This window comes from Thalassovita sp. (assembly GCF_034670005.1).
Classification (GTDB): Bacteria; Pseudomonadota; Alphaproteobacteria; order Rhodobacterales; family Rhodobacteraceae; genus Thalassobius.
The window spans coordinates 1-21,078 of record NZ_JAXMOH010000008.1; the positions used below are offsets into that span (position 1 = coordinate 1).

Annotated in this window: 16 protein-coding genes; 6 read left to right on the top strand and 10 right to left on the bottom strand. The window is 58.1% G+C overall.

Annotation, left to right across the window (positions count from 1 at the left end; all coding sequences use genetic code 11):
- The first annotated feature begins 554 nt into the window (after nucleotides 1–554).
- Nucleotides 555–2,996 (top strand): FAD-dependent oxidoreductase, encoded by a 2,442-nt coding sequence (locus VOI23_RS13600; protein ID WP_323785439.1) that lies wholly within the window; start codon nucleotides 555–557, stop codon nucleotides 2,994–2,996.
- 250 nt (nucleotides 2,997–3,246) lie between these two features.
- Nucleotides 3,247–4,719: a sulfatase gene (locus VOI23_RS13605; protein WP_323785440.1), complete on the top strand. Its 1,473-nt coding sequence runs from the start codon at nucleotides 3,247–3,249 to the stop codon at nucleotides 4,717–4,719.
- Between the two features lie 164 nt (nucleotides 4,720–4,883).
- Here VOI23_RS13605 and VOI23_RS13610 read toward each other — a convergent pair whose 3' ends face one another.
- From VOI23_RS13610 to VOI23_RS13655, 10 genes are all read right to left on the bottom strand, one after another.
- Nucleotides 4,884–5,669, bottom strand: coding sequence for a class I SAM-dependent methyltransferase (locus tag VOI23_RS13610; protein ID WP_323785441.1), 786 nt, complete (start codon nucleotides 5,667–5,669; stop codon nucleotides 4,884–4,886).
- Between the two features lie 274 nt (nucleotides 5,670–5,943).
- Entirely contained in the window at nucleotides 5,944–6,303 is a 360-nt protein-coding gene (locus VOI23_RS13615; protein WP_323785442.1) for a cupin domain-containing protein, read from the bottom strand.
- A gap of 91 nt (nucleotides 6,304–6,394) precedes the next feature.
- Nucleotides 6,395–7,777 carry an aminotransferase gene (locus VOI23_RS13620; RefSeq protein WP_323785444.1) on the bottom strand — a complete coding sequence of 461 codons (1,383 nt, stop codon included), beginning with the start codon at nucleotides 7,775–7,777 and terminating at the stop codon, nucleotides 6,395–6,397.
- A 127-nt stretch (nucleotides 7,778–7,904) separates the two neighbouring features.
- Nucleotides 7,905–8,048, bottom strand: coding sequence for a hypothetical protein (locus tag VOI23_RS13625; RefSeq protein WP_323785445.1), 144 nt, complete (start codon nucleotides 8,046–8,048; stop codon nucleotides 7,905–7,907).
- Between the two features lie 56 nt (nucleotides 8,049–8,104).
- Nucleotides 8,105–10,189: an FAD-dependent oxidoreductase gene (locus VOI23_RS13630; protein WP_323785446.1), complete on the bottom strand. Its 2,085-nt coding sequence runs from the start codon at nucleotides 10,187–10,189 to the stop codon at nucleotides 8,105–8,107.
- A gap of 3 nt (nucleotides 10,190–10,192) precedes the next feature.
- Nucleotides 10,193–10,864, bottom strand: coding sequence for a transcriptional regulator BetI (gene betI / locus VOI23_RS13635; RefSeq protein WP_323785447.1), 672 nt, complete (start codon nucleotides 10,862–10,864; stop codon nucleotides 10,193–10,195).
- 42 nt (nucleotides 10,865–10,906) lie between these two features.
- A complete protein-coding gene (locus tag VOI23_RS13640; RefSeq protein ID WP_323785449.1) occupies nucleotides 10,907–12,007 on the bottom strand; it encodes an ABC transporter ATP-binding protein in 1,101 nt (366 codons plus the stop codon).
- Nucleotides 12,007–12,828 (bottom strand): ABC transporter permease, encoded by an 822-nt coding sequence (locus VOI23_RS13645; RefSeq protein ID WP_323785451.1) that lies wholly within the window; start codon nucleotides 12,826–12,828, stop codon nucleotides 12,007–12,009. The genes VOI23_RS13640 and VOI23_RS13645 overlap by 1 nt, the downstream gene beginning before the upstream one ends.
- On the bottom strand, nucleotides 12,825–13,772 hold the full coding sequence (locus tag VOI23_RS13650) for an ABC transporter permease (RefSeq protein ID WP_416376535.1): 948 nt from the start codon (nucleotides 13,770–13,772) through the stop codon (nucleotides 12,825–12,827). The genes VOI23_RS13645 and VOI23_RS13650 overlap by 4 nt, the downstream gene beginning before the upstream one ends.
- Nucleotides 13,773–13,896: 124 nt before the next feature.
- Nucleotides 13,897–15,018, bottom strand: coding sequence for an ABC transporter substrate-binding protein (locus tag VOI23_RS13655; protein WP_323785453.1), 1,122 nt, complete (start codon nucleotides 15,016–15,018; stop codon nucleotides 13,897–13,899).
- A gap of 348 nt (nucleotides 15,019–15,366) precedes the next feature.
- Here VOI23_RS13655 and VOI23_RS13660 point away from each other — a divergent pair, with 348 nt between their 5' ends.
- The 4 genes from VOI23_RS13660 to VOI23_RS13675 all read left to right on the top strand — a co-directional run bounded on the left by VOI23_RS13660 (nucleotide 15,367) and on the right by VOI23_RS13675 (nucleotide 21,058).
- Nucleotides 15,367–17,442, top strand: coding sequence for an NAD(P)-binding protein (locus tag VOI23_RS13660; RefSeq protein ID WP_323785455.1), 2,076 nt, complete (start codon nucleotides 15,367–15,369; stop codon nucleotides 17,440–17,442).
- Nucleotides 17,443–17,527: 85 nt separating this feature from the next.
- Nucleotides 17,528–17,857, top strand: coding sequence for a multidrug efflux SMR transporter (locus tag VOI23_RS13665; protein ID WP_323785457.1), 330 nt, complete (start codon nucleotides 17,528–17,530; stop codon nucleotides 17,855–17,857).
- Nucleotides 17,858–17,909: 52 nt separating this feature from the next.
- The gene (locus tag VOI23_RS13670; RefSeq protein WP_323785460.1) at nucleotides 17,910–18,515 is read left to right on the top strand and encodes an HD domain-containing protein; all 606 of its coding nucleotides are present in this window, start codon (nucleotides 17,910–17,912) and stop codon (nucleotides 18,513–18,515) included.
- Nucleotides 18,516–18,676: 161 nt separating this feature from the next.
- A complete protein-coding gene (locus tag VOI23_RS13675) occupies nucleotides 18,677–21,058 on the top strand; it encodes an aminotransferase class III-fold pyridoxal phosphate-dependent enzyme (protein ID WP_323785462.1) in 2,382 nt (793 codons plus the stop codon).
- Nucleotides 21,059–21,078: the final 20 nt, after the last annotated feature.

Genomic DNA, 21,078 nt, shown 5'->3' on the forward strand with positions numbered 1-21,078 from the left:
GGAAATGGCACGATGCCAGGATGGGTTGGAGGTGCGACAAAACAGTTCGAGACCTTACTGCGAACGTCCGGGTTTCTCGGTCCGATTCACGATTTTGGCTGCCGCAGCGAAAGACTGCTTTCCGCCATGTCGAGCCGTCAGGTTCTGGACCGGATCTCCGGGTGAATGTCAGCTTCCGCGGCCAGCCGGGGATGCCCTCGCGACTGCGGCTTAGATTCTACTGATACGCCCCTCTAAAAATGGGGGGAATACCTCTCTGCGTCGATCATTTGGGCAATCAAGCGCGCCAAATAACTTCGTAATTGCCGAGCCATTTGATCCGCCCCACCTGAGTGGTCCGGCTTAAGTGTTAGTGCATGGCTGGTCTCGCGTCCATTGGGACGATGGTTTCGGGGGCGGAGGGCAGTAGCCCAGCACAATATGTGGTCGTTTGGCGTTGTCGTGCGACGTTCCTGCAGGTGATCTTTTTCGATGTTTTTCCGACGTTTTTTCACTGTTTTTCTGGCCTTGTCAGTGCCACGCTGGTGCTGGGAATATTGCAAGGAGATGGTCTGATGTCGGAACTACCGTCCTCGGCACGTGTGGTGATCATTGGTGGCGGCGTGGTTGGCGCTTCGGCTCTTTATCATCTGGCAATGGCTGGCTGGCGCGATTGCGTACTTCTGGAGAAGAATGAATTGACCGCGGGGTCGACCTGGCATGCGGCGGGCAACGTGCCCACCTTTTCCTCCAGCTGGTCGATTATGAACATGCAGCGCTATTCGGCGGAACTCTACCGGCAGCTGGGGGACGCGGTAGACTATCCAATGAATTACCATGTCACCGGGTCCGTGCGGATCGGTCACAGCTCCGAGCGGCTGCAGGAATTCCAGCGCGTCAAGGCGATGGGGCGTCACCAGGGCATGGATCTGGAAGTGATGACGCCGGAAGAGTTGCGCGCGGTCTATCCCTTCCTGGAAACCCACGATCTCAGCGGCGGGCTTTACGATCCCTATGACGGCGATATCGACCCGGCGCAGCTGACCCAGGCGCTGGCCAAGGGCTCGCGGATGGAAGGGGCGCATGTCGAACGGTTCTGCCCGGTTACCGGCGCGCGGCGCGAGGGCGGTGAATGGGTCCTCGAAACACCCAAGGGTGAAATTCGCTGCGAATATGTCGTGAATGCCGCCGGGTATTATGCGCAGCAGGTCGGGCGGCTGTTCGGCCGCGAGGTGCCGATGATGGTGATGAGTCATCAATACCTGCTTTTCGATACGATCCCGGAACTGGAAACATGGTCGCGGGATGCCGGTCACAAGCTACCGCTGCTGCGCGATGTGGACAGTTCTTATTACCTGCGGCAGGAAAAATACGGGCTCAACCTCGGCCCGTACGAAGGTAACTGCAAAGCGCATTGGGTGACGTCCGACGATCCTTTCCCCGAGGATTTCAGCTTCCAGCTCTACCCCGACGACCTGGACCGGCTGGAATGGCATATCGGCGATGCGATGGCCCGAGTGCCGCTTCTGGAACAGGCCAACCTGACCCGTGTGATCAACGGCCCGATCCCCTACACACCCGACGGCAACCCGCTGATCGGGCCGATGCCGGGGGTGCCGAACGCGTTCGAGGCCTGCGTCTTCACCTTCGGTATCTGCCAGGGCGGCGGTGCCGGCAAGGTGCTGGCCGAATGGATCACCGAAGGGGCGACCGAATGGGACATGTGGTCATGCGACCCGCGCCGTTTCACCGGCTTCGAGGACCAGGAATATTGCATCGCAAAGGGGATGGAGGTCTATGGCCACGAATATGCCATGCATTTCCCGCATCACTTCTGGCCGGACGGGCGCGACAAGAAACACGGGCCCCTGCATGACCGGATGGCGAACGCCGGTGCGGTCTTCGGCGCTTGGAACGGCTGGGAAAGGGCGGCCTGGTTCGCGCGTCCCGGTGACGACACCAGCGAAGAAGGCACCCAGACCTGGCGGCGCGACGGACCGTGGGCAGAGGCGGTGGCCGAAGAATGCGCGGTTGTGCGCGACGCGGCGGGCGTTCTCGACTTGCCGGGATTTTCGCGCTTCCGACTGCGCGGCGCGGAGGCGGCAGACTGGCTTGAACGGCAGATCACCGGACGGGTGCCGAAAGTCGGACGCGTCGGCCTTGGCTATTTCGCGGACGACAAGGGACGGATCGTGACAGAAATGTCCTTGGCCCGGATGGGCGAGGATGAATTCTGGCTGATCACCGCCGCGACGGCACAGTCGCATGACAAGGAATGGTTGCTGGCGCAGCTGGAATCGGGGCTGGAACTGAGCGACGAAACCGATGACTGGTCGTGCCTGATCGTCACCGGCCCCAAGAGCCGCGGCATTCTTGCCCCACTCACGGATGCCGATCTTACCCGGCCCTGGCTGAGCGTGCAGAACGCCCGGGTTGCCGGGGCCGAGGCGATGTTGATGCGGGTGAGCTACGCCGGCGAACTGGGTTGGGAAATCCATGCGCGGTTGGCCGACATGCCCGCCATCCACGAGGCGTTGATGCAGACGGGTGCGCCGATGGGCCTGCGGCCCTTCGGGATGTTCGCGCTCGATTCCCTGCGGATCGAGAAGGGGTACCGCGCCTGGAAGCAGGACCTTTCGACCGACTATACGGTACTTGAAGCGGGGCTGGACCGCTTCGTCGCCTTCGGCAAACCCGATTTCCGAGGCAAGGCGGCGCTGGAGGCGCAGGCAGCCAGCGGGGTGAGCAAACGCTTCGTTACATTGAAAATCGAGGCGGAGGAGTTCGATCCGCCCTACATGGCATCGCTGCTCCATGAGGGCGAGGTCGTGGGGGAACTGACATCCGCCGGCTGGGGGCACAGGGTGCAGGCCTGTATCGGCCTCGGTATGCTGCGCGACGACCTGGCGGAACCGGGCACCGAACTGCAGGTCACCGGCTATGGGCAAACGAGCGCTGCCGTGGTCCTGCCCGATGAACCCGCATGGGACCCGGATAACGGCCGTCTCAGGGCGTGAGTTGGGGTGACCTGCCGAACTCAAAAGATAACCCGCTCAGCTTGACTGGCAGGTCCATCGAAGATTTTCGCACAGGCTCACGGCCCTCCGGCCCAAGGTGATTTAGGGGATTACAAGGCATCGGTTTTCGCCTCCGCAACGAAGCCCTATGGGTATAATTTGTGCGTAATATCAATGAGAAACGAATTCTTTTTTCTTTCGATCTAAGGCAAAATCTGACACTGTTGGAACCACATTCCGAGGTTTTTCAATGACAGCTGACAGACCCAATATTCTCTTGGTTTTCGTCGACAACCAACCCGCAAAAATGATGGGTTGCTCGGGCAATTCCGAAGTCCACACGCCAAATCTGGATGGGTTGGCTGAGCGCGCGACCCGGTTCAGCGAAGCCTTCTGCCCCAATGCAATGTGTTCGCCTTGCAGGGCATCGGTTCTAACGGGCCTAATCCCTTCGCAGCATGGGATACATACTTGGCTCGATGACGGCCTGATTTCCGAATGGCCCGACCAATGGAACGCCATTGATGAGTTCGATACCCTGCCCGAACTGCTGGGGCAGGCGGGGTATGAAACGGCCCTGATTGGCAAATACCACCTGGGTATCGCCGATCAGCCGCAAAACGGATTCGACGAATGGATCACGATGCAGATCGGGCATGTGCTTTCGTTCTACGACAACAAGATGGTGGTAAATGGCGAACAGATGATCCACCCGGGGCATTCGGTGGAGTTTTTCACCGACCACGCCGTCGACTATATCGACAAGCGCGGCAAGGATGCTGAAAACCCCTTCTTCATGTTTCTGACCTACCCCGCGCCCTACGGTCATTGGCCCTCGATCAAGGGCGAGGCCATGAACAAGTTTGCCTACCTCTACAAGGATACGCCGTTCAATTCCGTGCCCCGCGAAGGGATCAGCCGGGAACTGATCAAATGGCTGTTGATCAACGAAGACAAGGGTTTCAAGGGGGAAGAATTTTACAAGGACATCCTGCAGATGCCCAACGACCTGCCGACATTGCGCAACTATTATTCGCAGATGAGCATGGTCGACGAAGGTGTGGGGCAGGTGCTTGCCGCGCTGGAACGCCAAGGGATTTTCGACGATACGCTGGTGATCTATACCTCCGATCACGGCATGTCCCTCGGGCAGCACGGATTTTGGGGGCATGGTGAGGATACCTGGCCTTCGAACACCCATCGCGAGGCGCATCACATCCCTCTGATTATCAAACCGCCCACTGGCGACCATGAAGGCAAAGTCGCCCAGAGCCTTGTCGGGACGACCGATATTCACGCCACCGTGCGGGATTATGCGGGGCTGCCGCTGCCATCATCGGATACCAGCCCGTCCAGAAGCCTGCGCTCGCTCGTTGAGTCCGGTGGGGACCCTTGGGATCGCGCGGTTTTCATGGAACAGGAAGAAACGCGCTCGATCCGCACCAAGAAATGGTTGCTGATGCGGAGGGTTGGCGAAACCGGCTATGATTTCCGGACCGAGCTTTTCGATCTTGAGCGTGACCCGGACGAACGCCGGAATGTGGCCGAAGACCCGGCGTACCAAGATGCATTGGAAGACCTCTCAGCGCAGCTGGACGCGCATTTTGCAAAATACTGCAATCCGAAGTGGGACCTCTGGCATGGAGGGACTGTGAAATCAAACTCGACCAGACCATTCCTGTGGCGCGAATTATGGGGGGACGATTGGCAACCCGGCTATTGACGGTCCTGTGATTTTGACTGCGGAATTGGCGGACTTTTCGTCCTCGGTGCTCTCGGCTTTGGCCTCAACGTGCCGATCGTTGCGGAAGGGCTGAACGGCCTCAGTGAAACGCGCGTGAATGAGAATGCGAGGGTCAAAGGTTCGAACGGGACCGGTCTTCGGATTTATCCGGGTTTTCTGCACCTCAGGTGAGTTGGCCGCATGAGCCCTTGGTCAAGGACGACAATCATTTTGTCCCAGACGTCGATCTCGTGTTCCAGAAACTCGGCGCCGACGCGGCTTTCAAGGCCATCGTAGAGCGCGCCGCGCAACTGATCCCGTTCGCGCCGCGCCTCGTCCCGGTACCATTCGTTGCGATCGACAAATTCGATGTCTTCGAAACCGGCCGCTTCCATCGCCAGACGGTAGGTATTGGCGGAAGCAATCCCGAAATCGAACCCCTCGGCAATGAGGTAGGCCTGCATTTCGGGCGATGGTTTACCATCATACCCCGCGAGCCAATCACTGGCGGCAAACCAGCCTCCGGGCTTTAGCACCCGGTAAATGTCGGCGGCCAACCCGTGTTTGTCGGCGATGTGGATGATTGAATCCTTGCTCGTGACGGCGTCAAAACTTGCATCGGCAAACGGCAGTGGCCCGGGTTCTACGCAAACGAACTCGGTTTGCTCACTGACGCCATTTTTTTCTGCCAAGCGGTTGCATCGTCGGATCAGGCCCGGGTCGATGTCGATTCCGGTGACTTTGCCGACCTTGTGCTGTTTCACCAAGTGGACATCCAACCCGCCAAGGCCGCAACCGATGTCAAGCACCGAAGCCCCTGCAAGGTCTATCCCTTGCAAATAGAGATCGACTTCATCGGTGCCGCCCGGCGACGCGAACCCTGGGCCCCAAACGGCTTCCAGCAGGGTGTTCATATCGTCATCATATTCCTGGATGGATTTTTCAGTCATGCTTGATCCCTTTGTGTCTGGTGAGCGTCTAGCGGCTGATCTGGTTCAGTGCGGTCGCGCATAAGCTTCAGTTCAATATCACTGATCCAGGCGCTTCCTGGCCGTTGATGCGAGGCGGGGAATTCGTCAGTGAGCCGTTTGGTGCGACGCCATAGATCATTCGTTGATGGGGGCTGTCTTGCGGTGACGGAGACGCTTGGTTGGCAAAAGAAAACGAGGTTTGGTCTGGTTCCCCCATGCTCCGAAAAAGTTAGACCTATCCAAGTTTCGTCGGTCAGGCCGCAATCATGTAGAACTTCCGCATCGTTTCGGTGTTTTCCCAAGTGCAGGGGCTGCCCTTGGGAATGAAGAACGTATCTCCGGCCGTGAAGGTCTCGGAATTCCCGTCCGGATGGGTGAGTGTCACCGACCCCGATATAACGTGCATCATCTCGTGAACCGGGTAGCCATCCGGGTATTCCTCGCGGGCGGGGGCGCATTCCCATACGCCCGACAACAGGGATTCGTCTTCGGCAGCGTAGGCGAACAGGTTCATCTCGGTCTTGTCGCTGGTCGTGAAACTGCCTTGCCCTGTGAATTCGGATGGCGTCATACCCTCAGGGTCCGGGTTAAGTCTGAATGTTTGAGCAGTCATCAATCTTTTCCTTTAATCTGAGGGGGGACTGTAAAGCCGGGTCGTCTGGCAAGGCGTATTCATGTCGAAACGCGAGACGTTGGCGTGATCTCTACTTCGGATCGGTTGCCCTGTTTTCCCAGGCCGTCTCCAGCCCCTGTTTCAGAATATCAACCAGCGCATCAATCTGTGCCGCGGTTATCGTCAGTGGCGGGGAAAGGACGGCCGAAGAATAGACCGGGCGCAGCAACAGGCCATTTCTCTGGCAAATCTCATCGACCTCCAGCAGGAAGTTCATGTCGCGCTCATCGTCCGGCTTTTCAGGATCCAGACAACATTCCACCCCAGCCATCAGCCCGTTGACCCGAATGTCCCGGACCATGGGCAGATCGGCAAGCTCTCGCAGGCGTTTTTCGAAATGGGGCGCCACCTTGGCTACGTGGTCAAGCAGCGCGTCATGTTCGAATATGTCGAGGTTCGCGAGGGCCGCTGCCGCTGCAACCGGATGGCCCGAATAGGTGAAGCCGCTGAAAAAGCCTTTGGGCTCATTCCCGGCCGCCTTGATGTCCGCCATCAGGCGATCGGAAATGAACAAGGCCCCCATCGGCACATAGCCCGAGGTCAGCCCCTTGGCTGTGGTCAGCATATCGGGCTCGACACCGAAAACATCCTTGCTCGCAAAGTAATGGCCAAGACGACCGAATGCCGTCACGACCTCATCGGCAATGAAGAGCACATCATGTTTGCGGCACAAATCGTGGCAACGCCGGTAGTAACCTTCAGGTGGGATGATGACCCCGCCCGAGGCCAGGATCGGTTCGGCAATGAAAGCCGCGACCTTGTCCGGACCCAGTTCCAGAATCTTGTTTTCCAGATCGGCGACTTTCCGGTCGCAGAATTCTTCCAGCGACATGCCGGACGGGCGCAGGGCGGGATTGGGATTGGGGATCAGGTGGACCGTGTCCTCGACCATGTCCATGTTGGCCTTTTCCAGCATCTTGCCCGAGCACGATGCGGTCAGGTGGGTGCTGCCGTGATAGGCGCCGACACGGGAGATGATGTGCTTTTTCTCGGGCCGGCCAAGGCAGTTATTGTAGAAGAACGCAAAGCGAAGCGCCGAGTCGACGGCTGTCGATCCGCCGGTGGTGAAGAACACGTTGTTCAGGTCTCCGGGGGCAAGGTTTGCCAACCTTTCGGCAAGAACCGCCGCGGGCGGGGCCGTGGCCGACCAGGGTGAAAAATAAGTCAGGTCACGCATCTGCGCAGCGACCGCTTCGACGATCTCTTCGCGGCCGTGACCGACATTCACGCACCACATACCGCCGGGGCCATCGATCAGCCGGTTGCCATCACTGTCGACGATATAGATCCCGTCGGCCTTCGCTATCACCGTCCGCGCCTGGGTTCCAATAGCCGTGACGTCCTCCCACGGATGCATGAAGTGCTGGTCTTTGGCCTGAATGCTTTGGGTGGCTTCGGTAATTTCCTTCAACATGGCTTTCGGTCCTTTCTCCGGCCTGGGGCCGTTCATATTTCTGTTCCGATGCGATGCCCTTCGAACATGGCTTCTTCGACCGGTCCCACAGACAGCGGTGGGAAGAGGTTTTCGCAGCTCGAGGTCATCAATCCTCGCCCGTGTTTTTCTGCCGCAGCGCATCCCGCAAATGCTTCAGGTTCTGGTGACGGGCCGTGCAGGCGTTGCAGGCTTCGACTTCGCTGACTTCAGGCGTGGGAAGGGGCGTGCGTCTTTTGGCAAGGAGGAACATTGCGCTGCCGCTTATGATCGCGGCAGCGGCAAGGAGTGCGAGTGCCCCTTTCCACTTCAAGCGACACCTGTTGCGGTTGTCTCCCCGACATCCACTCGATCGTGTTTCAGCGGTTCATCAGGATCAATAGCGGCATCCAATTCACGGGCGTATTTATGGCCTGCATAAGTGGCCGCTGCGATGATCGCAGGGGCTTCACAATCGCCGATCCGTTTCAGGGTGAAGGGGAGCTCCTCAACCTGCCCATCCACCGTCGCCAGAAGCTCTTGGTAAAGTGCATCGTTGGGACTTCGCTGAGTGACCATGACCACCGATCCAACGGCAATCGGTTTTTCGCGGCCTGAATATTCACAGACCAGGGTGGCTGAGTTGCCATCATAACTTTGCAGGCTGTGGGACACGATCGTCTCGATGCCAAGCTTCATCAGGTGGGTGCGTACGCGCCAGCGCTCGGATGTCTTTCCGGCCCAGTCTGAAATATTGTCCGCAGGTGTCGCAATGGCGACATCAAGGCCTTTCAAATGCAGATGTTCGGCAATGACGCCACCGAGATAATAACCATCCTCGTCATAGACCAACACGGGGCCGGTGGGTGTGACACCCGCCACGATGTCGTCTGGCGTCAGGATTTCGGGCGCGGAACTGGGGACGGCGATGGAAACGTAAGCCTCTCCATTGAAACGTTCCTTGCGCCAGGTTGCGCCGGTGGCGATGGCGACGTGGTCGGCCTCGAAGGCCATGACATCTTCAGCTGTCAGCGCGCTTTCGCGATAGATCTCGACATTGGTCATCTCCTGCAGTTCCTGTTCACGGTAGTTGCGCACGCGGGCATATTCGCTCATTCCGGGCAGGGCGCATTCTCGGGTAACCCGGCCACCCAGATCGCGGGAAGCCTCGGCCAGGGTCACCTGATAGCCGCGCTCCCCAAGGGCGCGTGCGGCTTCCAGCCCGGCGGGACCGGCCCCGACGATCAGAACAGAGCTGTCCGATCCCTTTGGGTCGATCTTTTCGGGGTGCCAACCCTTGCGCCATTCCTCGCCCATGGTCGGGTTCTGTGTGCAGCGGATCGGCACGCCAATGGAATCGCCGGAATAGCAGACGTTGCAGCCGATGCATTCCCGGATGGAATCGATGCGTCCCTCATTGATTTTCTTGGGCAGGAACGGGTCCGCAATGGATGGCCGTGCCGCGCCGATAAAATCGACGATGCCGCGCTTTACCTGGCTGAGCATCGTGTCGGGCGAGGTGAAGCGCCCAACGGTGACAACCGGTTTGCTGGTCGCTGATTTCACGAAATCCATGTAGGGTTCAAGCGGCGCTTCCTTGACGAAGCGCGATACACCCATTTCCAGCGAATAATCGGCGATGTTGATATCCCAGAGGTCCGGCATTTCTGCCAGCATCTCGAACATGTCACGCCGCTCACCGTGGATCGGTACGCCGTCCTGTCCGATTTTTTCATCGGCAGAAAAGCGCACGGCAACAGCGCAGCGGTCGCCCACGGCTTCTTTGGTTTCCTCGATCAATTCCCGCACCAGTCGGGTACGGTTTTCCATCGAGCCGCCGTATTCGTCGCCGCGCGTGTTCATACGCGGATTGAGGAAGTTCGAGATCAGGTATCCGTGGGTCGCATAGACATAGACGATGTCAAATCCGGCATCGCGTGCCCGCAAGGCCGCGCGCTTGTGCCAGTGGCGGAAGGTCTTGATGTCGGTCTTGTCCATCGCGCGTGTCTGGAACGGATTGCCGACCGAATTCGGAAAGCTGTCGAGGTCCATCGCGACCTCGCGGGTCATCGTGTTCGAAGTCCGGATGCCGCCATACCAAAGCTCGGCCCCGGCGAGTGCGCCATGCGCATGCACCTTGTCCGTCATCAACCGGTGCGCGCGGATATCGCTGTCATCCCAGAGCGAAGCCGAAGGATGCGGCAGGTCGTCTGAACTGGGGTGGATCGAGTTGTATTCGGTGCAGACAACGCCCCAGCCGCCCTCGGCTTTGACCTCGCGCATGCCGGCCAGCATTCGCGGGCGAAGCCAGCCCATGCCGGTGCAGTGTGGGACCTGATAAAACCGGTTGGGGGCCGTTACAGGGCCGATTTGGACTGGTTCGAACAGGATGTCATAACGGGAGTCTCTTGGCACAGGTCAACCTTCGCAGTCTGTTGGTGGTGGGCGTTCGAAATGCTTGGGAAACTGGCTTGCCAAGTATTCCTGGATACGTCTCAAGGCATCGAAACGGGTGAATTCATTGGGGTAGATCAAGATGTTGAGCCAGAAGCCGTCATAGAGGCCTTCAAGCGTCATCGCGACGTTTTCAGGATCAATGTTTTCATAGCCGCCTTCTTGGATGATGTCGCGACATAGACGGATCGACAGAGTGAGCCGTTCGGCGTCGATCTCGGCAACCAGCTTGCGGTAGGAAGCACGTGATTTCGCTTCTCCGAAGAAGCCATACCACACGGTGATTTTCTTGCGTTTGCAGATGGTGGGATGAAAGTGAGCGTCAACAATCGCCTTAAGTTTTGCCTCGGGGGCGAGGTTCGCCTTTTCGTAGCTTTTTTTCCAGAACTGGTGGTGTTCGTCAGCCAGATAGCGAAGGGTTTCCTCAAACAGGTTCTGCTTGGTGGAGAAATGGAAATTCGCCAACCCTAAGGACAGGCCTGCCTCGCGGGTGACCGTTGTCATCGTTGTTCCTGTCAGGCCATGCTTGGCGATGCTTTCGATGGTTGCATCGATCAATTGCTGGCGCCGCACCTCTTTCGAGGCGGTCCTGGGTTTCTTGCCAGAATTATTCTTGGCTTTGGAAGCGTCGCTCATTTGTGTTCCTGGGTTTAGGTTGAGAGGTCCCTATCGACCGATTTACCTATTCTCCAGAATAACAAACGCATTGTCTTCCCAACTTATCCAGACAGGGCGTTTTTCTTCCGGTGTTCCTTCGGCGCGCTGCCGGTTCTGGGCCGAAATGGCGACCGGCTGCGAAACGTCATTCAGGCGAACGTAATAGTGGCTGCGTTCGCCCAAATAGGCGGCCTTATCCATCTGACCTTGCGTTTTGTTGCCCGCGACTTGGGGTTCGCTTTCGGTCAGGTTCAGTTTTTCAGGGCGTATCGCGATGCAGACGTCATCGCCCGGACGCAATTTCGGGCCAAAGTTCGTTGTCGAGACATGTCCGAGACCGTTGACGTCAACGCCGGCAGTGCCATCAGCGATGCCTGTAACCTTGCCATCAAAGAAGTTCATCGTGCCGATGAAGTTGGCCACGTCGCGATTCACCGGGCTTTCATAGAGTCGGGTCGGCGTGTCGACCTGCAGATCCCTGCCTCTGGCCATGACAGCAATCCGATCCGACAGGGTCAGGGCCTCCTCCTGGTCATGGGTGACAAACACGAAGGTGATGCCGACCGTTTTCTGAAGGGCCCGCAGTTCCAGTTGCATCTGTTCGCGCAGCTGCTTGTCCAGTGCTCCCAGAGGTTCGTCGAGCAGAAGAACCTTGGGCCTGAGGATCAAGGCCCGAGCCAAGGCGATCCTTTGGCGCTGACCGCCTGAAAGCTGAGTGGCTTTGCGGTCGCCATATTCCGGCAGCTTGATCAGCTCCAGCATCTCGTCGACCATGGCGTCACGTTTGACCCGCGGCAGTTTCTGTTTGCGCAGCCCGTAGGCGATGTTGTCGCGCACATTCAGGTGCGGGAAGATCGCATAGTTCTGGAAGACCATGTTTACCGGACGTTGATGTGGCGGCACCATCGACATGGGCTGCCCGTCGATGAAGATTTCCCCCGAGGTGGGCATTTCAAATCCCGCCAGCATCCTGAGCAGAGTGGTCTTTCCGCAACCCGAGGATCCCAGGAGCGAGAAAAACTCCCCCTGGTGAATGTCAATCGACACGTCATTGATGGCCTGGAACGTACCAAAGAATTTGTTGACGTTCCGGATCGAGATATAGGCGTCGTTTTGCGTCATTATTCTTCTTCATTTGCGAGAGTTTTGGACTGTGCATCCCGGTTGATCCATTGCCCGATGAAGACGAGGATGAAGGATGCCAGCAGGATGATGGATGCCATGGCCAGTATGGACGGAAATTCCTTGGGAAACCGCAACTGGCCCCAGATGTACATGGGCAGAGTCGGATCGCTGCCGCTCAGGAAAAAGGCCATGATGAATTCATCGAAAGACACGGTGAACGTCAGCAGAAGGCTGGCCAGAATACCCGGGAAGACGATGGGGAAGGTCACGCGCCAGAAGGTCCACCAGGCGTTTTCCCCCAGATCGGCCGAGGCTTCTTCAACCGATGGATCAAAGCCTTCGAACCTTGGGATCATCGTCGCAATGGCAAAGGGCAGACAGACGATGACATGGCCGATTGTCACGGTGTAGAGCGACAGCGGGATGCCCATCTGGCTGAGCAATACCAGAAGTGCGACACCGAAAATGATACCAGGGACGACCAGCGGCAGCATGATGAAGCCGACCAGTGGTCCGCGCCCGGGGATGCGATAGCGGGTGATCGCCTTGGCGGCGAACACGCCTAACCCGGTCGCGATGAGCGAGGTGGTGACACCGACCTTTACGCTGTTCATCAAGGCCGCCCAGACCGGTTCGCGGTGGAACAATTCGACATACCATTGCGTGGTGAAGCCCTTGAGAGGGAACTTCACGTAGATTGAATCGTTGAAGCTGAAGAGCGGCAGGAACAGTACCGGCACATAAAGCACGATCAGAAAGATGGCCGCATAGACCTGCAAAGGTCGGTTGGGGCGATGGATATAGGATTGTGAGCTCATGATATCCGCTTCCTGACGAAGTTGGTGGCAAACATGAAAACAAGGGCGATAGTGGCAATCGACAGCATAAGGATGATCGAAAGCGTCGCGCCCATGGGCCAGTTGTTGATCGCTCCGAACTGTTTCTGGATCAGGTTACCGATCATCGCCCCGTCAGGGCCGCCCAGAAGCGCAGGTGTGATGTAGTCACCGGTCGTAGGGATGAAGATCAGCAGGCTCGCGGAAATGACACCCGGCAGGGATAGCGGCAGCGTGATCCTGAAAAAGCGCCGAACAGGGCCATCGCCGAGGTCCGTCGCGGCTTCAAGCAGAGATTTGTCGATTTTCTCAAGCGACACATACATCGGCAGAATGGCGAAAGCAGCCCAGGCATGCGCCAGGGTGATTACGACGGCCGATTGGCTGTAGAGCAAAAACTCCAGTGGCGCTTTGATCAGGCCAAGGTGCATCAGCGCCGAATTGATCACGCCCTCGTAGCCCAGAACCACCTTCCAGGCGAAGACCCGCAACAGATAGCTGGTCCAGAATGGCAGGGTGATCAGGACGATCCAGATCATCTTGTTGCGATGGATGTGGAACGCGACAAAATAGGCCATCGGATAACATAGCAACACGGTCGCTATCGTCGCCGCACTGGACATCCACAATGAGCGTTTCAGCAACGCTCCATATATCGCGCGCTCGCCGAAGCTCTCGTAGTTCGCAAGCGTTAGGCTGGTGTCGAAATTAAAGCCGAGCTGAGTCCAGAAACTCATGACGATCAGGATGCCGAATGGGACGGCGACACCGATGAACATGATCAGCAGCGTGGGCGAAAGAAGCGAGAAGCCCCTTGCGGCTTCGGACCTTTGCAGCAACCTGCTCAGACGTCCGGTTTCCAGCGGCTTTGTTGAGCCAGAGTTGGATAAACCTGGATTGGTAGAGGTTGCGCTTTCTCCACTCATATCGGCCGTGCTCCAGTAGGTTCGGTAAGGTATATGCACCAGAGCCACCGAAGTGGTGGCGCTGGGCGAATTAAGCCCGGGCTGGAAAATTCCAAAAGGGCTCTGCCAGCCCGGGGCAGAAGGATCAGAAGCCCGCTTTGATTTCCTCAAACAGGGCGTTCATCTTGGTTTCCCATTCCTGTGTTTGCGGGATCTGGAAGTGACCGGTAGACAGGATATCGGTCGGATTTTTGCTCAGACCGAGGCTCAGCAACGTCTCTTCATCAAAGGCGTCAAACGCCTTTTTGTTCGAATGACCATAACCGTAGTCATTGATCATGAACTTGCCGCTTTCAACGCTCAGAAGAGAATCGATGATGTCATAGGCCTTGTCCAGATTTGGCGCGTCCTTGTGGATCATCAGACCGCAGACCCAGGTCAGGGCACCCTCTTTGGGATCTGCAAACTTCACCGGAACGCCTTCGGCCTTCAACGTCGTTGCCGAGCTGTTCCAAGTCATCGCCGCCACCATCTCGCCGGATGCGAGCGCTTGTTCCAGCGTGGTGGTGTCGTCCGTGTAAAGACGGATCAGCGGGCGCTGCGCGCGCATGGCCGCGGCGATCTTGTCAAAGGCTTCCTGAGTGGCGATGTCCTTGAAGTCGACGCCGGCCTTGATGGCACCGCACCACCAGACGTCGCCGCCCGACGCCAGGCTGCCGAGCCGGCCCTTGTAGCGCTCATCCCAGAGCATATCCCAAGTCTCTTCGCCTTCCAGCTCGAACAGATCGGTGCGGTAGGTAATCGAGGTCTGGCCCCAGTCGAACGGCGCCAGGTAGGGCTTGCCATCCACGATGTTGCCTTCGAGGTCGTACAGCTCGGGCATCACGTCTGCCCAGTTCGACAGGCGCGACGTATCGATGGGCTGGAACAGGCCCGAAGCAATCCAGCGCGGAATGCCTGCGTTGCAGGGGTGTGAAACATCAACGACATAACCGCTGCGCATTTTCGTCAGCGCTTCTTCCGAGCCGCCGAACGTGGCGAAATTCGGCAATTCGCCGTACTTTTCCTTGTAAGGCACGAACAGCTCGGGAATGTCATATCCACCCCAAGTAAAGAAAGTTCCCTGCTCTTCTGCCGATGCAGCAGCCATGCGCGACGCAAGGGGGGTGGTTGCAACACCGATCCCCGCCGCCATGAGTGATTTGGTGAATTTGCGGCGGCTTAGCTTGCCTTCCTTTAGTGATCCTAACTGATCAACAATGTCCATTCTGAGTCTCCCTATTGGTTTGTGCTTTGGCTTTCGCCAAGCCTCCAGATGCGGCTGTTGTTCCCTGGCGGGATGGCGAATTTGCTCGCCTGCTTTTTTAATTGCAGCCGCTACACTCATATAAACAAATGGTATCCTGACCATTTATCAATTGAATGTTCATTCAAAAGCTGGGTTGATATCTGAGTCGAGTCAAGTCAGGATTTGGCTGCAATGCCCAAAAGCCCGGAAGTGGCCGCACATGCGGCTAAAATTCCACCGACCCCGCCAGCGAGGGAAAAGATCAGGATCTGAAGCCAAGGGCGCAGACCTGCTCCTTTCCCACGCAAACAGTTAAGGAACGAAGAAATGGCCCGTGATCCACGTTACGATATCCTGTTCGAACCTGTTCAGATAGGACCGGTCACGGCACCCAACCGGTTCATGCAGGCCCCGCATTGTAATGGCATGGGGCGGATGTATCCCGATAGCATGATCGCCATGCGCGGCATGAAAGCCGAGGGTGGCTGGGGTATCGTTGCCACCGAACAATGCGATTTCCATCCGACCGGCGACGTGACGCCCTTTACCGAAACCCGGCTCTGGGGCGAGATGGATGTGCCCTATCTGGCGGGCATGGTGAACGCGGTGCAAAAACATGGTGGGCTGGCGGCAGTAGAGCTGGTTCACAACGGCCATGACACCGGAAATATCTACAGCCGCGAGGTGCCGATCGGCCCGATGCACCGCCCAGTCACCTGGCGCGATCACCCGGTACAGGCTCGCGCCATGGACCTGAGTGACATCCGCGACTATCGCCGTTGGCACCGTAAGGCCGCCTTGCGCGCCCGAGATGCAGGCTTTGATATTGTCGTGGTTTACGCCGGGCACGACGGCACGATGCCTTCTCATTTCCTGTCGCGTCGTCACAATCAGCGCGGTGACGAATATGGCGGCAGCCTTGAAAACCGCCTGCGGCTCTATCGGGAACTGTTGGAGGACACGCTTGACGCCGTCGGCGATACGATGGGCGTGATCGCACGCTTCGCGGTGGACGAAATGATGGGCCCCGACGGTCTGGAATGGCAAAATGAAGGCCGCGACGCGATCGAGATGCTGGCCGAAATTCCGCATATGTGGGACGTCAACGTCTCCAATTGGGAAAACGATTCAAAAACCTCGCGCTTCGCGCCCGAAGGCTATCAGGAAGAATACATCGCCTTCGTCAAGCAGGTCACAAGCAAACCGGTTTCCACCGTCGGGCGCTATACGTCGCCCGATGCGATGGTGTCAGCGATCCGTCGAGGATTGGTCGACATGATCTGTGCGGCGCGCCCTTCAATTGCCGATCCGTTCCTGCCCAACAAGATCAAGGAAGGGCGCGTCGAGGATATTCGCGAATGTATTGGCTGCAATATCTGCGCGGCATGGAACAATGTCTCGGCCCCCACCCGCTGCACCCAAAACCCCACTATGGGCGAGGAATGGCGCAAGGGCTGGCACCCTGAAAAGATCGCTCCGAAAAGCACGGATTCGCACGTTTTGGTGGTCGGAGCCGGCCCCGCCGGGCTTGAGGCTGCACATCAACTGGGCAAGCGTGGCTACCGCGTCACCCTGGCCGACGCCGCGGCGCAGGCCGGTGGCCGCGTCACCCGGGAAAGCACCTTGCCGAACCTGAATGTCTGGGCGCGGGTCAGGGATTACCGGTTGGGTCAGATCGCACCGATGGTGAATGTCGATCTTTACCTCAACAGTGAACTCAACGCTGATGAGGTGCTGGAATTTGGTGCCGATCATGTGGCACTGGCCACCGGCGCCACTTGGCGGCGGGACGGTGTCGGGCGGCATATCCGAAACCCAATTCCGGGGGCCGATACGTCGAACAGTTTCAGCCCGGACGATCTGATGGACGAAAAACGCCCTGATAAAGGACCGGTCGTGGTCTATGATGACGACCACTACTACATGGGCGGCATGATGGCCGAATTGCTGGCAGGCGAGGGGTATCAGGTAACACTGGTAACGCCGGGCCTTTGTGTCAGCAGCTGGACCGAGCATTCGCTGGAACAGGAACATATCGAAAAACGGTTGGTCGGAATGGGCGTGGAAATCCTGCCGCGTCACAGCGTGCTGTCACTTGGTGATGGCGTTGTTCAGCTGGAAAACCTCGTGACCGGAGAAACGCTTGCGCGGCAAGGTACGCTGGTGCCGGTGACCATGCGCCTGCCCAATGACGCGCTTTTTGATGCGCTCAGTGCGGATCAGGGGAAACTCGCTGCGGCGGGCATCAAATCACTGCGGCGTATCGGTGATTGCTACGGCCCCGCCACCATTGCGGCTGCGGTCTACGAAGGTCACCGCTATGCCCGTGAACTTGATGCCGAGGCAGATCCCGATGGGGTGCCTTTCAAGACTGTGAAGTATGACCTGGAGCTGGGCGGATAACGGACTCTCTTTTCACCATCTCATGCTCACGCATAGCGATAACGGGGCCTTCGCCTGACAGGCGTGATTTCAAATCGGAAGCGACATGCACTACATCTACCTGCTCTTGGCCATCCTTACCGAAACAGCTGGCACCATGGCGTTGCAGGCAAGCGAGCAGTTTACCCGTATTGGGCCAACGATCCTTGTCGTGCTTGGGTATGCTGCCTCATTCTATTTCATGGCACTCGTCCTGAAGTTCATGCCGGTCGGCATCGTTTATGCCATCTGGTCCGGGGTGAGCATCGCCTTGATCGCGGCAATGGGAAAGGTCTTTTTCAACCAGCAACTCGACCTTCCGGCCTATCTGGGAATAGCCCTCATCCTGACCGGGATCTTGGTGATACAGCTCTTTTCCAAAACGGCAACGCATTGACCAGGCGTATGGAAACTTAGCAGCTCTTTTTAAACACAACAGGGAATACGTAATGACCGGCGAAAAAACAGTCAGCTTCTCTCAGATGAAGGACGGGACCAAAGACGATTACCTTTTGCTTGCCGAATTCGAAAAAGAATTCCATACAATGACGGCTGATCGGATTCTTGCGGAACTTGAACGCCACGGCGAGGCAACGCTTGAGGGCTATAAGATCACTCGGCTTGAACACGGCTTGCAAGCAGCGACCCGCGCTGAGGCCGATGGGGCGGATCTCGATTGGATCGTCGGCGCCTTGCTGCATGATATCGGGGATGGCCTGGCCCCGCAGAACCATGACCGGTTTTCGGCTGAGGTCGTCAGGCCCTATGTCCGCTGGGATGTGGCCTGGTGCATCGAGCATCATGGGATTTTCCAAATGCTCTATTACGGGCGGCATTACGGGTGGGATGAAAATGCCCGCGATGAATTCAAGGATCATCCATGTTTCAACAGTTGCGCCGAGTTCTGCGAGCGATGGGACCAATCCAGCTTCGACCCGGCATATGAAAGTAAACCGCTAGAGTATTGGGCGCCGATGGTCCGTGAGGTTTTTGGCAGGAAGGCCTATGATCCGGCGGTGATCCGTGAAGGGTATGTCTCACAATTGGTACGTTAAATGCGTCGCATCGGGCTGACAGCGGACGAATGTTCAAAACATAGACCTATCCAGAAATCTGGCTCAATAATTTGATCAAAAATCTGGTGCCCTGCTAAATTGCGGGGTAATCTTTCGGGGCAGAACCAATCTGTGATCCCTCAACTTCATAAGAGACTCTGATGAAATATCTGGACAGCAACCCGCCTCGTATATCGCAGGGCGACGCCATTGCCTGCCTTTCGAACCTTTTTGGCAAAACCGGTGACGCGCAGGATCTCTACAGCGACCGCGATCAGAATTTCCTTGTGACGCTGGAGGGCGGCGAGAAGGCGATCCTGAAGGTTTATAACAGCGGCGAAGCGGAACAGTCGGTCGATTTTCAGACCAAGGCGTTGCTGCATCTGGAACAGCATTGCCGGGGTGTGGAACTGCCCCGGATCATCCCGACAACAGAAGGGGCCGCCTATGGCCGGCTGACCGCGGCTGACGGCGCGCAGCACTTGGTCCGGCTGATTTCCTTTGTCGAGGGTAAGCTGACCGACGATTTCGAACGCACGCCTGCGCTTTACCGGTCGCTCGGCGCGGCGGTGGCCAACCTCGACCTGGGCCTGCGCGGGTTCTATCACCCGGCGGCGGGTGCGCCGCTGGTCTGGGAAATGGATGCGGCGATGAGCCTGCGCGACAAGACTGGTTTCATCAAGGAGGCCGCGGCGCGCGCGCAAGCCGAAGAGGTCTTTGCCCGCTACGTAAAAGATGTCCGGCCCCGGCTGCAGGGGCTGCGATCGCAGATCATCCATAACGACGTGACCCCGGTGAATTCCTGCGTGCGCCCCGAAGCGCCGGAGCGGGTGTCTGGGATTTTCGATTTCGGTGACATGGTGTTCGGCGCGCTGGCCACCGAAGTGGCGACGACGGCGGCGGATTCCTGTCTTTCGGGTGGGGATTACCTTGCCAATATCGCCAATGTCGTCAGCGGTTACGACGAGGTACTGCCGCTTGAGGAAGAAGAGATCGACATCCTTTTCGACCTCATCCGTACCCGCGTGGCCAATGAATACGTCATCTATTCCTGGCGTGCGGCGGAATCGAAGGATCGCGATAATTACCTGCTGGCCTATGAGGAACCGACCCGCAAGGCGTTGGACGGCCTGATGCAGATCGACCTCCATGAAGCGACGAAAACCTTGCGCGATGTTTGCCGTTTCCCCGATGGCGCGATGCCCATGACCCTGCCGGATGGCAGCCCGGCAGACGGCAAAATCGACACGACGCTCGCCGAGGATAGGAAGGAACTGATCGCACGGCGCGAACATTCCTACGGCGATGCCCATGGGTTGTTCTACGAAGATCCTCTTTACCTGACTGGCGGGCGCGGTGTCTGGCTTTATGACAGCGAGGGGCGCGCGTATCTCGACGTCTACAACAACATTCCCCATATCGGTCATTGCCACCCGCATGTGGCCAACGCGGTTAGCCGTCAGGTGGCGCGGCTCAATACCAATTCACGTTACCTCTACCGGCCGCTGGTGGAATATTCCGAACGGCTGACGGCGCTCTTGCCCGACGGGCTCGACCGCTGTTTCCTGTTCTCCTCGGGCAGCGAGGCGAACGATTTCGCGCTCAGGCTGGCGCGCACCTATACCGGCAACAAGGGCGCCATCGTCACCCGCGATGCCTATCACGGCGTGACCGACGCGGTTGATGGGCTATCGCCGCTGGAACAGCCGGACCTGACGCCGACCAAGCCCTGGGCGCGTGGCGTGCTGCCGCCCTGCCTCTATCGGACGCCGTTCGAAGGCTCGGAAGAGGAAATCGTCAACGCCTATCTGGGCAATTTCGACGAAGCTCTCGCGTCGCTGGACGAGGCGGGATACGGCATGTCGGCGCTGGTGATGGATACCGGCCTGACATCGAGCGGGGTGATCGATTTCCCCGGCAATTACCTGCACGAAACAATCCGTCGAACCCGCGCGGCGGGCGGGTTGTTCATCGCCGACGAGGTGCAGATCGGCTTCGGGCGCACCGGGTCGCATTTCTGGCGCTTCGACATGTACGGCGTCACGCCCGACATCGTCACCATGGGCAAGCCGATGGGCAACGGCATGCCGCTCAGCGCCGTGGTGACCACCGAGGAGATTTATCAGGCCTTCAAGAAGGACAATTACCTGTTCAGTTCCACCGGCGGAAACCCGGTAAGCTGCGCGGCGGGGCTTGCCGTTCTCGATGTGCTGGAACGCGACAACCTGCAGGCCAATGCCGAACGGGTCGGCGCCTATATCAAGCGCGGCCTGCAGGATTTGCAGGCGAAGCATGACATCATCGGCGATGTGCGGGGCAGGGGGCTTTTGCTTGCCGTGGAACTCGTGAAGGATCGCGCGACCAAGGAACCTGTGCCGGGTGCCGTCAAGGCCATCATCAACGACATGGCGCGCAACGGCGTGCTGATCGGGTCGGAAGGCGCGCTCGGCACGGTGATCAAGTTGCGCCCGCCGATAGTATTTTCCGAGACGAATGCCGATCTGCTTCTCGGTGCGTTTTCAGACGCTCTAGACAGGTTGTAAGGGCAGGGCGGGGGCTGCAA